Origin of the sequence: Ornatilinea apprima (assembly GCF_001306115.1) — a bacterium.
In the GTDB taxonomy this organism is placed as follows: Bacteria; Chloroflexota; Anaerolineae; order Anaerolineales; family Anaerolineaceae; genus Ornatilinea; species Ornatilinea apprima.
In genome coordinates this window covers 152,073-166,477 of record NZ_LGCL01000026.1, presented here as the reverse complement: position 1 = coordinate 166,477, position 14,405 = coordinate 152,073, and the positions used below count along the sequence as shown (strand labels likewise).

Annotated in this window: 12 protein-coding genes and 1 other RNA gene; 2 read left to right on the top strand and 11 right to left on the bottom strand. The window is 51.3% G+C overall.

Going from position 1 to position 14,405, the window contains the following annotated elements:
• Positions 1–219: 219 nt before the first annotated feature.
• The 6 genes from ADN00_RS19825 to ADN00_RS12385 all read right to left on the bottom strand — a co-directional run bounded on the left by ADN00_RS19825 (position 220) and on the right by ADN00_RS12385 (position 6,540).
• Positions 220–900, bottom strand: coding sequence for a hypothetical protein (locus ADN00_RS19825; RefSeq protein WP_152966342.1), 681 nt, complete (start codon positions 898–900; stop codon positions 220–222).
• 371 nt (positions 901–1,271) lie between these two features.
• Positions 1,272–1,574 carry a hypothetical protein gene (locus tag ADN00_RS19820; RefSeq protein ID WP_152966341.1) on the bottom strand — a complete coding sequence of 101 codons (303 nt, stop codon included), beginning with the start codon at positions 1,572–1,574 and terminating at the stop codon, positions 1,272–1,274.
• Between the two features lie 238 nt (positions 1,575–1,812).
• Positions 1,813–3,114: a TolB family protein gene (locus ADN00_RS12405; protein WP_075063308.1), complete on the bottom strand. Its 1,302-nt coding sequence runs from the start codon at positions 3,112–3,114 to the stop codon at positions 1,813–1,815.
• On the bottom strand, positions 3,111–4,685 hold the full coding sequence (locus tag ADN00_RS12400; protein ID WP_075063307.1) for a hypothetical protein: 1,575 nt from the start codon (positions 4,683–4,685) through the stop codon (positions 3,111–3,113). Before ADN00_RS12400 ends, ADN00_RS12405 begins: the two co-directional genes overlap by 4 nt.
• A gap of 650 nt (positions 4,686–5,335) precedes the next feature.
• An RNA gene (gene rnpB / locus ADN00_RS12390) (RNase P RNA component class A) lies at positions 5,336–5,694 on the bottom strand.
• Between the two features lie 165 nt (positions 5,695–5,859).
• Positions 5,860–6,540 (bottom strand): HAD family hydrolase, encoded by a 681-nt coding sequence (locus ADN00_RS12385; protein ID WP_075063305.1) that lies wholly within the window; start codon positions 6,538–6,540, stop codon positions 5,860–5,862.
• A gap of 180 nt (positions 6,541–6,720) precedes the next feature.
• Between ADN00_RS12385 and mutL the strand changes: the two genes are divergently transcribed.
• Together mutL and ADN00_RS12375 are read left to right on the top strand one after the other, a co-directional pair.
• Complete coding sequence (gene mutL, locus ADN00_RS12380) at positions 6,721–8,508, top strand: DNA mismatch repair endonuclease MutL (protein ID WP_075063304.1); 1,788 nt, start codon at positions 6,721–6,723, stop codon at positions 8,506–8,508.
• 45 nt (positions 8,509–8,553) lie between these two features.
• Positions 8,554–9,417 (top strand): DegV family protein, encoded by an 864-nt coding sequence (locus ADN00_RS12375; RefSeq protein WP_075063303.1) that lies wholly within the window; start codon positions 8,554–8,556, stop codon positions 9,415–9,417.
• Positions 9,418–9,492: 75 nt separating this feature from the next.
• Here ADN00_RS12375 and ADN00_RS12370 read toward each other — a convergent pair whose 3' ends face one another.
• The 5 genes from ADN00_RS12370 to ADN00_RS12350 all read right to left on the bottom strand — a co-directional run bounded on the left by ADN00_RS12370 (position 9,493) and on the right by ADN00_RS12350 (position 14,355).
• Positions 9,493–10,683 carry a sensor histidine kinase gene (locus ADN00_RS12370; RefSeq protein ID WP_075063302.1) on the bottom strand — a complete coding sequence of 397 codons (1,191 nt, stop codon included), beginning with the start codon at positions 10,681–10,683 and terminating at the stop codon, positions 9,493–9,495.
• Positions 10,680–11,444, bottom strand: coding sequence for an SIR2 family NAD-dependent protein deacylase (locus ADN00_RS12365; RefSeq protein ID WP_075063301.1), 765 nt, complete (start codon positions 11,442–11,444; stop codon positions 10,680–10,682). Before ADN00_RS12365 ends, ADN00_RS12370 begins: the two co-directional genes overlap by 4 nt.
• Positions 11,441–12,589, bottom strand: a complete 1,149-nt coding sequence (locus ADN00_RS12360) for a response regulator (protein WP_075063300.1) — start codon at positions 12,587–12,589, stop codon at positions 11,441–11,443. Before ADN00_RS12360 ends, ADN00_RS12365 begins: the two co-directional genes overlap by 4 nt.
• Before the next feature lie 145 nt (positions 12,590–12,734).
• Positions 12,735–13,571 carry a metal ABC transporter permease gene (locus tag ADN00_RS12355; protein WP_407944719.1) on the bottom strand — a complete coding sequence of 279 codons (837 nt, stop codon included), beginning with the start codon at positions 13,569–13,571 and terminating at the stop codon, positions 12,735–12,737.
• 4 nt (positions 13,572–13,575) lie between these two features.
• Positions 13,576–14,355 carry a metal ABC transporter ATP-binding protein gene (locus tag ADN00_RS12350; RefSeq protein ID WP_075063298.1) on the bottom strand — a complete coding sequence of 260 codons (780 nt, stop codon included), beginning with the start codon at positions 14,353–14,355 and terminating at the stop codon, positions 13,576–13,578.
• Positions 14,356–14,405: the final 50 nt, after the last annotated feature.

The following is a 14,405-nucleotide window of genomic DNA, read 5'->3' as shown; positions in this document are numbered from 1 at the left end:
ATTGGTCTTACAAATCTAAATAAAAAGCAAAACGGCTATTTTGGGGTTAATTTCGTTTCCGGAGGATGGGTTTGGTTCCAACAGGCATTGGTTGAAAATGGTTCTGCCGGAAGTAAACCGTGGTAAATTGGAGCAATTAGCTGTGCAAAACCATTGTAAGCCCAGTAGCTTTACCCTGTCCTAAAGTGATCACCCCAAGCCGGTAGATAGTCAAATTGGTCATCGACTTTCCTTTAGCTGTTTGAACAATTTCGTGATGTTAAGCCCCTTAGTAGATGAATTCCACGGACCTTGCATAAATTCAAAACGGAAGTTCGTGAATTTATTACGGTTCACGATTCCAGGTAGGCTTTCATTACAAAAATTAATTCTTGGGTAAAATTGAACATCCCTAAACACATCTGATTTGTCCCAGCTCCCTGAAATGATTTGTAGACCATTAGGAACTCTTGGATTTGTTACCAAATGGTGGCACTCAGGGCAAAAATGAACCAGCTCTAAGCCACTAGCTTCCAAATCAATTTGACAATTCCCATCAATTTCAACTCGGTAATATTTTGGAGGATCCGTTTCCATCAACATTTTTGATTTCGACCTTATTTCTGAAATCCCAACGCTGAAAGTATGGAAAGCAGATATTTTTTCAGCTACAAGAGTTGAAATAACCCTTTCGGAAAGAATGAGGAACGGGTATGCTCCACAACCTAACATATCGGGGAATTCAGAACCATTTTCAAGAACAACATCAAATTCACCGGAGGGATAATTTTCAACAGCGGAACAATAATGACATCGACGATTGACCATTTGTGAACGAGGAATTATGCTTGTCGCCCATGTATACCTTTTAGAATGAAATGTATTATCCGAAAAGATAAAGAATGAAGCGTTTTCTTTCATTGGAATGCCCCACTTGCTAATAATTTCTACAGTTATTCTAATACTTCCCGACTTGTAGCATTTGGATTCACTCAAATAAAGTCTACCCATTTGCGGTTATATTCTGCAGACCACTACCCATGTCTATCAACAGGCGATCCCCTAATACCCAATTCAGTGAGTCATTACTGCCCTGTACCGTACGTAGGCGATGGTAGCGCTGAACACCTTGACCGTTACATTTGCGCCGTTCACCTCGCGGTTTGTTCGCCGCCCTGGGTAGAAGGTCACCACGCCGTTGACACTTTGCCTTCTGCCCTGGCTTTGGATGAAAAGCGATAAACTCATTAAGAAACCATAACGCGAATTTTCCATTTGATAGTCGGGACTCGTTATTGAAAAAATGTATTGTAAATCAACGGGATAAACGCTAAGCCCCAGCCAACGACCAAATGAATAATTCCAAAAAAGACTGCCGAACCATCTCTATAAACAATGGCCTTTTTACGCACAATCATAGGAATTCCTGCCAGTCCAAAAAAGAAAAAGGTCAGTGGGAATAGAATGAAGTGCAAAACCGGACTGGATTTTCCAATTTGTCCACCTAAACCTAAACAGATAAAGGCAAAGAAATACGGAATTAATATGAGGGTCCTCGTAGTCATTCTAGCAAAAAAATAATATATCTTTCTCATCGGTTATAAGCACCTAAAAATTCGGGGATGAATGTTGCTTATGGAATATATTCCATTATCCATGGAAAAACATAGGCTTGATTCACCCCGTCTAAATACCTGCAAGCTAACAAATTCCCACCTACATAACCAAGCCCTGACCCGATAGTTACCCCAATCGGACCTCCCTCCGGAGCACCCATTGCTGCAAAAGGAGCTGCAAAGACTTTTAAGTAAATTCTTTACACGCAGTTTTGTATCACTTAAGCCAACCAATCACACTGAGATTTTCAGGGAATCGCTTCTGATAGGTGTTTCCTGTTTCCAATTGAACAACGGAGAAAATGGAAGATGTGACTTCGCCATCGTCGTTTTGTTCTTGAATGGAGTGGACGATATATTGTCCATCAAACGACCAGTGGATATTTCCCACACCGAGATTTGAACAATAAGAAGTTTGCTGGTGTTCATGGATTGAGATGATCGTCAATATCGGGTCGCTTCCATCCGGTGTGTATCGCATGAATGCAAGTTTCTTTCCGTCTGGAGACCAGCGGATAGCTCTGACCACCCAATTATAGCTTTCAGAAAAGGGCAGTGAGATTTTTAATAGACTTTCGCCATTGGTGTCCACTATCCAGAGTTTATTGAGGCCAAAATAGAAAACGGTCTTTTTCCCATCGGGTGATGGAATGAAAGACCAGTGTAGCCCTGTCTCACGGCCTTCACCGAAGTCCAGCGTCCATTTCACCTTGTTGGATTCAAGATCGTAAGCTTGAAATTCATTTGTTCCACACTGGTTGCAAGGGTATATGACAATTTTGGAGTTTGGTAGATACTGGGGGAAAATCGAATACTGATCAGGAGCATCACCTATATCGGGTAATTTCAATTCGAATATGGATTGCTCATCTATAAATGGTTGCCATACCATCCATCTAAAGTTTTCTTTCTTCCTGGACAAAGGCACAAGATAATGATCAGCATCCGACCAATAAGAGGAAGGATAACCAGCCATAGAATAGTCTTGAATTGCTGTTTGTAGAATTCTATCCGTCCTTGGGTTGTATACATTCAATGTGAAGTCATCTATTCGCTTCACATTTTCATACGAGAGCCAATCGTGGGTTGGCGACAAATCCCATGCGAGTGGCCGAATTTCAGTGGATGAAGAATATGAGATCTTTTCCAGTGAATCTGGAGATTCTCCAAAATCCCAGATGAGAGGTTCTTGGGATTCATGATCATATACCACTAAATCACCGGGTAACGAATCAAGTGTTTCTGTAAAGGTTATTTGTTTACAATCAGAAGAGAACAATTCCGGTAACATCGAAATACAGGATTGGTCATCAAATTTGAGATGGTTTTCCTCTCCTGTCCTTACGTAATCAGGAGACGGGTCAACGCTGGGGATGATTAAGGTCGGTTGAGCAGCAACCGGTGAGGATGTAGCAGCCATAACGGGCTGATCAGTCGAGAACGTGTTTCGTGGAGCGGAGGTGGCGCATCCGCTGGCGAGGAGCAGGGTGAGGGTGATGAGTGTGTGTTTGAGGTTCATTGGGTTTCTGGCACAGGTGATTGAATATTGATTGGGAAATTGACGTATAACTTTTTACCGGCGCGCTTCTCGATTCGATGTATTTCATAGGCTTCGGCAAAGAATTTGATCATTTCGCTTTGAAATGAAACAAGGATGACAAGGAATAGAACCACCATAAACGATCCCCCTTGCTGTTCGTTCAGGTTTCTGCTCAGAATTCGGGAAATAATCGGCAAGGTGGGGTACACAGCAGCTTGTACGAGCTTAGCCAGAGCTTTCATGAGATTTTCTTTTTCCAGGTCAATTGGCGGCGGCTCGATAGTGAGATCGTAGAAATGATTTTTTATATCCAATTTTTGATTTGAATCACTGTTGTTAAACATTAATGTAAGTCTTCTCAAATATTGGTTAAAAGTCCTGATTGACAACCAAATACCGGCAGCCAGACTGGTATAGATGACCAACCGCCACTCACTGAAACCACCGAAAACCTGCATATGTATCGCAGCTCCATAATATAACGGCAGAAGCTGGATGGTTACTGTACATGCCATCAGAATTTGCAGATATAAAGCCCTTTCAATGAAAAAGGCAGTCAGGAGGGTGGCCAAACAGAACGCAGCGGGAATTATCCATGTGAGGAAGTAATCGATCAGTGGGGGGGGTGTAATCATAAAAACTGAAATGCCAAAAAATTGGGCAATGAGTAAGATATAAAAACAACCCCGGGTTATCTTCTTTGGATAGGCAAAAAAAGAGTCTCCCCGATTTTTTGCCGTACAAATCCTTTGAGGAGAATTTTCAGTTACAGGTGATTGACTGTCGCCAACCATTAACCTGATGCCATTTCTTTTCTCGATCTGATTAATCACCAGAGCCTCAGCAAACAACTTGAAAAGAAAAGGAAAGTAAGCCAGGATGATTGTCAATATTACGATGCTAAACAATGCCAATCCATTCGTTTTGTTCTGGAAACCGACGTAACACCATGTTGTTATTGCAAGAAGGACGGAGACAGCCGAGATTTTTTGTCTAAACGAGTTGTGTCCATCGGGGGAATGCTCACAAACAAAGATTGGGGGTCTCATGAAAAGATTGTAGGTTTTATTCTTAACATCTAATTTGTAGGATGCCAGATCAGAATTAACCAATCTTTGAAGTATTTTTATCTCTCGCAAATAAGAATGGTAAGTGAACCAAATCCCATTAATTACGCCTACCAAAAGTAGAAACCACCATTGGCGAATGCCACCACTGAGATCAAGATAATTGAGCAGATTATAAAATGCGGGGACTAGCGGAATTGCCAGGGTAACACTGATGAGGATCTGAAAATTTAAGGCTTTGCTGATTGTTTTTGAAATAATAAAAGCCAATGTTAAGAAAATAATGGGCAATAGAACTGCTTCCCAAAAGACATTGGAAAATCTGGTTTGAGTGATTTTCAGATATGGGATTGACCATAAAGTACAGAAGGCGGTCATCGCCAGGGTTATCAGCAAGATTCTGTCAGTGATCTTATTCACAGGCGAGTATGTTGGTTCAAGCTTGTTGTATGGATTCGGTTCGCTTTGTATTTTTTCGATCATTTTCTTCGACTATATGATTGACCTGGTTTGGATGATTAGCTCAATAATTTCGCTGATTAATATGTTTGAAAACAGCAAACCCCCGATCAGCGCAAAAATACTGTAGATTTTCATTCTTCGCTTGTAGACAGTGGCCGCGTAATCCAATCTTTTCTTTTTAAAACTTTTCTTGATCGGTAATGCACGAAAAAGCGTAAATGAAAGTCTTGCGGCAAAAAGATAGCGTTCTTGATGAAAAAAGAGAATCAAGATGCTGTAGTAGAGGTCAACAACGATCAGTAATTCTAAAATGAGATCGAAAAGCAAATCGAAAAGCAAGTTGAAAATTATTGTTTCTTGGTTCATGAATTCGCTCGCTGATCAGGTAGCTGGCTTGCCCAGTCTCGGGGGCGGAGGTGGGAGCGGGTTCATGTTTGATCCGTGCTGAACTTTCCCCCTCAACAGTTGCTATGGATTAATAATATATCAATTCAGAAAAATAGATGGATATTTTCCCCCATGAAAGTAAAACGATACTCAGGCCAGTCTATAAGCCGCACACTGCCCCTCGATGGGGTTCTGTTATCGATTATTTTGAAAAGGAAGTACTCAGGCCAGTCTATAAGCCGCACATTGCCCCTCGATGGGGTTCTGGCGGTGAAGAAGAAAAGCACTCAGGTCGATCTATAAGCCGCATTCTGTCATCGGTGACCATCTCTCTAGGCGCGCCGTCTCCGGCGCGCTCGTGCAGCCTACCCGGAACTCAAGGAAGACGAGCCGCCTCCCGCTCTACAAGAGAGCTTTGTACCTGCTTGGCCTTGCTCCAGATGGGGGTTGCCTGGCCGCCGCATTGCTGCGGTCGCCGGTGGTCTCTTACACCACCATTTCACCCTTACCCCGAGGGGCGGTATGTTTCTGTGGCCCGATCCGGCAGGTTGCCCCGCCCCGGGTGTTACCCGGCATCTTGCTCTATGGAGTGCGGACTTTCCTCGACGCGCGCGAGGCGCGCCGCGGTCACCCGACCGGCCTGAGTGGTTAAGAATATACCCTTTTCCGGGGATTGCGTCAATGAATAGAAAGGCCCCATCCCCGCGCCAGGGGCGCGACCCTTCCCCGCATTGCAGGGAAGGGTGAAAGAGCGGTTAATTTGTGACTGTCTAATCACTCCCCCGCTTGGCGGGGGAGATGGAGGGGGCTAAATGACCTCATCCTCGCGATGCAGGGCAGGGTTTAAGAACGGGCTGTTGTCTAGGTCGCGGAAGGAGTGGATGACTAACTCGGCGGCGGCTAACTGCGCGGGGGTGTTGGTGGTGGTGATGGCGATGCAGGGCATGCCGGCGCGGTGGGCGGCTTCCACTCCGGAGATGGCGTCTTCGATGACCAGGCAGCGAGCGGGGGGCAGGCCCAGGGCTTTGGCGGCTTCGAGGAAGACTTTGGGGTTGGGTTTGCCGGGCCAGTTGGCGGCCGAGATGACGGCATCGAAGAAGGTGGTGAGGCCGAGTTCTTCCAAAATAATCTGAATGTTGGCGCTGGGGGCCGAGCTGGCGACGGCTTGTTTGAGCCCCTGGCTGCGAAAGCGCTGCAGCGCGTCCAGCACGCCGTCGATGGGTGTTACATTGCCGCGCAGCAAATCACAAAAGGCGCTTTCCTTCTGGCTGATGAAACGCTCGCACCAGGCGCGGTCGGGCAGCTCACCGAAAAGGGCTTCGAGGGTGCCCCAGTTGTTCATGCCAAAGGTGCGGTCGAAGAAGGCGCGGTCGATGGTTTTGCCGTAGAGCGCCAGGGTGGAGGCCCAGGTGCGGTAGTGCAGGTCGCCGGTGTCGACCAGCACGCCGTCCATGTCCCACAAAATGGCTTGTATGGATGGGTCTGTCATGTTAACCTCAGAGTGTGCAAATTGAGATGGATTGTAGTAAGCGCGTGGCAGATTGTCAAGCGGGTGGAAGTCATAGGAGTCACACCGGTAAAAATGTGACCAGGAACGTGACCCGTGCAGTTGTCCGTGAAAATGAAAGGTTAAAAAAGGTTGGTATAATCAAAAAATGAGGGAGTATTAATGGCCATTCACATTTTACCGGATGAAGTCGCGTCGCAAATCGCTGCTGGTGAAGTGGTGGAACGTCCCGCATCGGTGGTGAAAGAGCTGTTTGAAAACGCGCTGGATGCGGGTGCAGGCCAGATCGATATCCACATAGAACAATCCGGAAAACGATTAATTGAAATCTCCGATGACGGCGCGGGCATCCCGGCGGAGGAACTTTCGCTGGCGGTGATGCGCCACGCCACGTCGAAAATGCGCTCGGCCGATGACCTGTTCGCCATCCAAACGCTGGGTTTTCGCGGTGAGGCGCTGGCTTCGGTGGCCTCGGTGTCGCGCTTCAGCTTAACCTCGCGGCCAGCCAGCCAGGCGGTGGGGGCGGTGCTGAAGGTGGACGGCGGCAAGGGGGCCAAGATGGAGCCGGTTGGCGCTCCGGTTGGCACGGTGGTGCGGGTGGAAGACCTGTTCTACAACGTGCCGGCGCGCTTGAAATTTCTGAAACAAGACGCAACTGAACGCAATGCGATCAACGCGCTGGTAACGCGCTATGCCATCGCTTACCCATCCACGCGCGTGCGCCTGACGCACGACAGTCAGCTTGTGCTGCAAACCAGCGGCAAAGGCGACCGACGCGAGGTGCTGGCCAACCTGTATGGGGTGGAGCTGGCCAAGAATATGCTCGAAGTTACTTTTCAGGAAGACGGCATGTGCCTGAGCGGCTTCATCAGCCCGGTGGCGGTCACGCGCTCGAACCGCAAAGAGATCACTTTTTTTGTCAATGGGCGCTGGGTGCAAGACGCTGCGCTCTCGCGGGCGCTGTTGAATGGCTACCAGAACCTGATCATGGTCGGGCGCTATCCGCTGGCGATGCTGTTTTTGGACGTGCCGCCGGAAGAGGTGGACGTGAACGTGCACCCGGCCAAGGCCGAGGTGCGCTTCCGCAGCAGCGACAAGGTCTTTGGCACGGTGCAGCGCGCTGTGCGGCGCGGTCTGCTGGCTTATTCTCCGGTGCCGAATTTGAGCATTGGCGGGTGGGGCGGCGAGCGGGCGGCTGCCTTCCCGGCGCGCTCCAACCAGGCGGCGTTGGATTGGAACCAGGTAGGCATGGAGGAGGAGCCGGTTGAGGAAGGCAGCAGCGACTCAACTGGGGTTTCGCCAGCGCTGTTCCAGGCGGGTCCTTCCGCGCCGGAGAGCGGCCCGCAGCCCCGGCTGCCGGCAGCGAACATGCCCATTCTGCGCCTGGTGGGGCAGGTGGGGGCGACTTACCTGGTGGCAGAAGGTCCGGATGGACTGTATCTGATTGACCAGCACGCCGCGCACGAGCGGGTGCTGTTTGAGAAGTTGATGCAACGGCGCGCGGGCGGGTTGGCGGCGCAGCGATTGCTGGAGGCGGAAACGATCCAGCTTTCACCGGCGCAGGCTGGCCTGATGGAAAGCCAGTTGGATCTGCTGCAGCAGTTGGGGTTTGAGATTGAACCGTTTGGGCCGAATCTGTTTCGGGTGAGCGCCATTCCAGCTCTGCTGGCTGGAAGCGATGTGCAGTCGGCGGTGCGGGTGGTGGTGGAAGACTTTGAAGAGGACGAGACACCCCTGCAGGCCGAGGTGGAAGCCAAACTGGTGGCGCGCATCTGCAAGCGCTCGGCGGTGAAGGGCGGGCAGACGCTTTCGACGGCGGAACAGCAGACCCTGCTGCGCGACCTGGAAGCATGCGCCAATCCGCGCACCTGCCCACACGGGCGTCCGACCATGATTCACCTTTCGGTGGATTTACTGGAAAAACAATTTGGGCGCAAGGGAAGCCTTTGAGCCCGTTCGTGGAGATCGATTATCTGGAAGGATGGAGGCAGCAAGATGAGAATTGTAACCGACCGTGGAGCCGACCTGGCAGACGAGCAGTTAAAGGATTTAGAGGTGGATTTCTTACCCCTGATGATTTATTTTGAGGGCAATATCTATAAAGGCGGAGAAGACCTGACCGCGGTGGAGTTCTACCAGATGTTGGAGAAAAGCGAGGCGTTTCCATCCACAAGCCAGCCGTCGCCGGGCGATTTTGCCAAAATCTACCGCAAACTGGCCGATATGGGCGAGGAGATCTTCTCGCTGCACATCTCTTCCGGCTTGAGCGGTACGATGAACGCGGCCATGGAAGGCGCCAAGTTGGTGCCGGAAGCCAAAGTAACTTTTTATGATTCCAAGACGCTGTCGGTGCCGTTAGGCTGGCAGGTGGAAGCGGCGGCAAAAATGTTTAAGGCCGGTTGGCCGCTGGAGAAGGTGATTAAAAAACTGGACGAAATCAGCGAAAAAGCCAACGGCTTCTATACACTGTCGGATTTGAAGTATCTTGTTCACGGTGGCCGGATCAGCCATCTTAAAGGGCTGATTGCTTCATTGTTGAAAATTAAGCCAGTTATCGGGGTGGATAAAATCACCGGCAAATATGAAACCTTTGGGCAGGAAATTACCCTTAAACGCGCGGTGGGCAAGATGCTGGACGTGATCGAAGAGATGTACGGCGCTAGCACGGAACTGCGCGTGCAGCTCTTGAACGGCCACAACCCGGAGGGGCTGGCTTACCTGAAAGAAAAAATCAGCCAGCGATTCAAGTGCAAATTTGAGCCTTCGGTGGCTATCGCGCCAGTGCTGGGCGCGCATACCGGCCCGAGTATGATTGGGCTTTCGGTGGCGCCGCTGGCGGTGTTCGCGGATTTGCCATAATTTTATTATGACGTAAGAGCGGCGGTGGAGCCCCACCGCCGTTTTTTGTTGTATGGGGGAGGAGAAAGGCGGGGATCAGGCTGAGGCGGGAAGGTGGATGGTGAAGGTGCTGCCCTGGTTGAGGGCGCTGGTGAAGCTGATTTTGCCGCCGTGATTTTCGATGATGCGCTTGCAGATGGAGAGGCCGAGGCCGGTGCCGGCGCGGCTCGCGGTTTCTTCGCCGCTGACGCGGTAGAACTTCTCAAAGATGTGCGCGCTTTGCTCGGGGGGAATACCGATGCCGGTGTCGGACACCGAGACGGACACGCCCTTATTTTCCATCTGCTGCGCGATGGTGATTTTGCCTTGCGGGCGGTTGTATTTCACCGCGTTGGTGAGCAGGTTGAGCAACACCTGCTTGATCTGGTTCGGGTCGGCGCGCACAGTCAATTCCGGGGTTTGCGCCTGGAAAATCACCTCAATGTTCTGCTCTGCGGCGGAGGGGCGAATGATCTCGATACATTCTTCGATCATTTGCGATAAGTTGAACTCGGTGAGGCACAGCCCCACTCGCCCGGCTTCGAGGCGGGCCAGGTCGAGGAAGCTGGAAGACAGGTTGGAGAGGCGCTGCGTCTCTTGCTGGATGGTTTTGGCGAGTGACAGGCGTTCCGCTTCGCCGACGGTGGGGCGCTGGAGCAGGTAGGCGATGGTGCCAATCGACGTGAGCGGGGTACGCAGCTCGTGTACCAATTCGGCAATCATGTCGGACTGCTGGTAAAGGCGGGTTTGTTCAATCGCCAGGGCAGCCTGGCCGCTGAGAATCTGAAGCAGTTCCAGATCGTCTTGATTGTAGGTGTTTTCCATTTTGTTCAAGACTTCCAGCACGCCCACCAGTCGCTCACGGGCGATCATCGGAACAGCAATCAACGAGCGGGTGGCAAAGCCGGATTTCTTTTGCTGCAAGTCGCCGAACCAGCGTTTGTCCTGGCGCACGTCAGGAACGATGACCGGCGCGCGGTTAATCGCCACCCAGCCAGCCAGGCTTTCGGTGGGCACGCTGATGCCGCGCATGGTGTCGGGCCCCATATTGGTAGCCGCCTGGAAATGCAGGCGCTGATTGGGCTCATCATAGAGCAGGATGGAGGCCGCTTCGGACGCGCTGATCTCGGCGGCGGCCTGAACAATCGTGTACAGCAAGGCATCCAGGCTTTGCTCAGAGGTCAGCCGGCGGGAGATTTCCAGAATGCGCTGGTATTGGATGAGGGTTTGTTTGTGGTCTGAATTCATAATACCTGTTGCACCAGTTGCGAAATGAATTCTACCACGTCCTGACGAAAGACTAATTCGGCCTCAAGATCGAGCGGGGTGGGTGAGAAGGTGTTAATCAACAGGTGGGCATTGTTCTCAAGGGCAAAGACCGGCAGGTGGGCCGCCGGAACGGTCTCGAGGGAAGAGCCAATGACCAGGATCAAGTCGCAGTGTTCACAATGCCATTGGGCGTTGTTCCAGGCTTCGGCGGGGAGCATTTCTTCATAGAGGGTGATGGCCGGTTTGAGGAAGCTGTTGCAGTGCGCGCAGCGCGGCGGCTCGGCGCGCTCGATAAAGGTGGTAACAAAGTCTTCCAGCGGGTAGCTCACCTGGCAGCGCAGGCACTCAAAGGTGCGCATCGATCCGTGAACTTCGATGATGTTTTGAGAACTGGCTTTGTGATGCAGGTCGTCAATGTTTTGGGTGATGACGGCTTTCACCAGCCCGGCCTGCTCCAGGCGGGCAAGGCCCAGATGGGCGGGGTTGGGACGGGCATAATAGGCTTGGCGGGCGAGGGGCTGGAGCCAATCAAAAAAGTCTTGCGGGCGACGGTGAAAGGTGGTGAGCGAAGCCACGCGCATGGGGTCGTTTTTGGTCCATAGGCCACTGCCCGCGGAACGAAAATCAGGAATCTCCGAGGGGGTGGAGATTCCTGCTCCGGTGAGAACGACTGCGTGACGGGCCTGCTTCAGCAGACTGGCCGCCTGGGCGATGGCCTGGTCTGGAGAGTGGGAAATCATGCTTCGAGATGTTCAACCATCAGCTCGGCCATGGTCTTGAACTGCTGGGCTACCAGACCGTCGGGCTGCATGATGGTCAGTGGAACTTTGTTGAGGGCGGCGTTGTAAGCCATTTCCGGGATGGGTGAAATCACCTGAGCAATGGGAACGCCCAGGTCGGTTTCAATCTGCTGCGCGGTGAGCTGCAGATCGGCGCGCACGCGGTTGATCAGGGCCAATTGCAGGTTTTTGGCGCGCCCAAAGCTGTGATTATTCAGCTCTTTGAGCAGAGATTTGGTGCGTTCTACCGTGTAGGGCTGCGGTTCGGTAATCACAACAACCTCATTGCAAAAAGCCAATACGCTGTCGAGGTTGGGTAGAATATTCGCGCCAATATCCAGCAGGATAAATTGGGCAATGGTTGGCAGCAGGTCGAGGATGATGGACATCTGGGCGGATGCGCCGGCCATGTCCAGATCGGTAAAGTTGTTGGAAGTGGTGAGAAGGGGCACGCCGTACTTGGTGCGGATTAGCTCGTTGCGGATGAGGTTGGCGTCAATTTTACCGGGCTGGGTTTTCAGTAGATTGTTGAGGCCTTTGTTTTGCGGCAGGCCCAGTTCAAGGCACCAGGTGCCGTGCCCTGGGCGCATTTCTACGGCGATGACCTCTTTTTTCTGATGCTTGCGCATGGCAATGGCGCTGTTAAGAACAAACGTGGATACGCCCAGCCCGCCTTTGGGGGCCAACACACCGATGACGCGTCCCTTCTTGACATCTGCTTCGGAAGCGCGGGAGCGGCTGCGGGCCAGTAAAGCTTTAATCCGAGCGATCAACTCGGCGGGGTGAATGGGTTTGGTCAAATATTCATCAGCGCCAGCGTCATACCCGGCAATTTTGTCATCCACCTGGCCTTTGGCGCTGAACATCAGAATGGGAGTTTCTGATAGATCCGGGTCCGAACGCACCTGGCGGGTAACCTGGTAGCCGTCCATATCCGGCATCATCACGTCCAAAACAATCAGGTCTGGAAGCTCCTGCCTGAGTTTGTCGATGGTTTCCAATCCACTCTGAGCAGTTAAAATAATATACCCTTGGCGGCTTAACATCAGTTTGATCAGCCGCAAGGTTTCGGGGTCATCATCCACAATTAAGATCTTTTCGGCCATAATTAAGCCCTTTTGTCCGCTGGGTTTATAGCCAGTCTAGCATAGATTAAAAATTAACGCAACGCGGTTTTGGGCAGATTCACAATTAACAATCTTGAAAGCCGGTCAGATTTTGTATTAATCGGTAGAGAGCTTTCTGGAGAGGTTACTCACTGTCTTTGGTGGAGAAGGTTACCTGAGTGGGGCGCAGGCTCTGGATGAGCAGGCTGAGCAGGTAAGCGAACCCGCTGACAAGGATGATGGTGGCGCCGGAGGTAAGATTCCAGGTGTATGAAATCCACAGGCCAGTGATGGAGAAAACAATCCCCAGCAGCGCGGAAAGTGCCATCATACTTTTCAGGTTGCGCACAAACATGCCGCTGATGGCAGCCGGAATGGTGAGCATGGCAATCACCATAATCAACCCCACCACGCGCATCATCATCACTACGGTGACGGCGATTAAAGCCAGCAGGAGCAAGTAAATCAGATTCACGGGCACATTCTGAAGAGAGGCGAACGTCTCATCAAAAGAAATGGCCTGCAGCTCTTTATAAAAGAAGATCACCGCGAGAATGATTAATCCATCCAGAATGGCCATGAGAACCAGGTCGGCGGCGGGAACGCTAAGGATGGATCCAAAGAGGTAGCTCATTAAATCGGTTTTATAGCCAGCCGAACGGTCAATCAGAATGATGCCAACAGCCATTCCGATTGCCCACATCACACCGATGATTGTGTCGGCGCGCTCGCGGGTTTTACGTTGAACGGCGCCCATTCCCAGGGCCGCCAGCAGGCTGAAGGCAATCGCGCCGAGGATGGGATTGAACTTAAAGAAGTAGCCCAGGCCAATGCCGCCGTACGCGGCATGGGCGATGCCGCCGCTGATGAAGACAATGCGATTGACCACCACATATGTGCCGATGATGCCGCAGGCAATGCTGACCAGCAGGCTGGCCGCCAGGGCGTTTCGCATAAAGGTGAATTGTAATGCGTCCAGGATGGATTCAATCATGGATCAACTCCTCTTGGTTGTGGCTGGGAAGCACGCGGTGGGGAAGCCCGTGGGCGATCAAGTCAACCGGGCATTGGTAGGTGCTTTGCAGCATATCGGCCGTGATCTGCTTTTGGGCGTGGTAAGCCAGGCGGCGGTTGAGACAGCCGATGGTTTTGACGTAGGATGAGATGGCGCTGATATCGTGCGAGATCAGCAGAATGGTTACGCGCCGGTTTAGTTCACGCAGCAGCTCAAAAACTGTGGTACTGGTGTGTGAGTCCACGCTGGCGGTGGGTTCGTCGAGCAGCAGGATTTCTGGCTGCGATACCAGGGCGCGGGCAATATAAGCGCGCTGGCGCTGCCCGCCGGAAAGTTCCCCGATGGGTTGTTGAGCAAGCCCTGCCAGGTTAACCTGTTCCAGGGCGTCCATGATTTTCTGATGGTCCTCAGGTTTAAACGGGTTGAGCAGGCGGCGTTTGTTAAGCAGGCCCATGCGCACCACTTCATAAACCGAGATGGGAAAAGCGCGGTCAAATTCCACAAATTGAGGAACGTAGCCCACAAATCTGCGTCCCTGTTCGACGGGCAATCCCATTATTTCAACCGTTCCGCGCGCGGGGGCGAGCAGGCCAAGAATGACTTTGATGAGGGTGGTTTTCCCGCCGCCATTGGGTCCGATCAGCCCCACAAAGTCTTGCGGATAAATATCGAGCTGGATGTTTTCCAAGATGGGATCTTTGCCGTAGCCAGCCCAAAGGTTTTGGATATGAATGACCGGTTTGTTTTGCATATTTTTATTATCCTTGTATTCTTTAATTATACCCGAAAAATGATCTTATT

Coding starts and splice junctions, on each gene's coding strand:
- ADN00_RS12365 (WP_075063301.1), bottom strand. CDS start 11,444: ATGATTTCCCACTCTCCAGACCAGGCCATCGCCCAGGCGGCCAGTCTG.
- ADN00_RS12350 (WP_075063298.1), bottom strand. CDS start 14,355: ATGCAAAACAAACCGGTCATTCATATCCAAAACCTTTGGGCTGGCTAC.
- ADN00_RS12385 (WP_075063305.1), bottom strand. CDS start 6,540: ATGACAGACCCATCCATACAAGCCATTTTGTGGGACATGGACGGCGTG.
- ADN00_RS12405 (WP_075063308.1), bottom strand. CDS start 3,114: ATGAACCTCAAACACACACTCATCACCCTCACCCTGCTCCTCGCCAGC.
- mutL (WP_075063304.1), top strand. CDS start 6,721: ATGGCCATTCACATTTTACCGGATGAAGTCGCGTCGCAAATCGCTGCT.
- ADN00_RS12400 (WP_075063307.1), bottom strand. CDS start 4,685: ATGATCGAAAAAATACAAAGCGAACCGAATCCATACAACAAGCTTGAA.
- ADN00_RS19820 (WP_152966341.1), bottom strand. CDS start 1,574: ATGAGAAAGATATATTATTTTTTTGCTAGAATGACTACGAGGACCCTC.
- ADN00_RS12375 (WP_075063303.1), top strand. CDS start 8,554: ATGAGAATTGTAACCGACCGTGGAGCCGACCTGGCAGACGAGCAGTTA.
- ADN00_RS19825 (WP_152966342.1), bottom strand. CDS start 900: ATGAAAGAAAACGCTTCATTCTTTATCTTTTCGGATAATACATTTCAT.
- ADN00_RS12360 (WP_075063300.1), bottom strand. CDS start 12,589: ATGGCCGAAAAGATCTTAATTGTGGATGATGACCCCGAAACCTTGCGG.
- ADN00_RS12370 (WP_075063302.1), bottom strand. CDS start 10,683: ATGAATTCAGACCACAAACAAACCCTCATCCAATACCAGCGCATTCTG.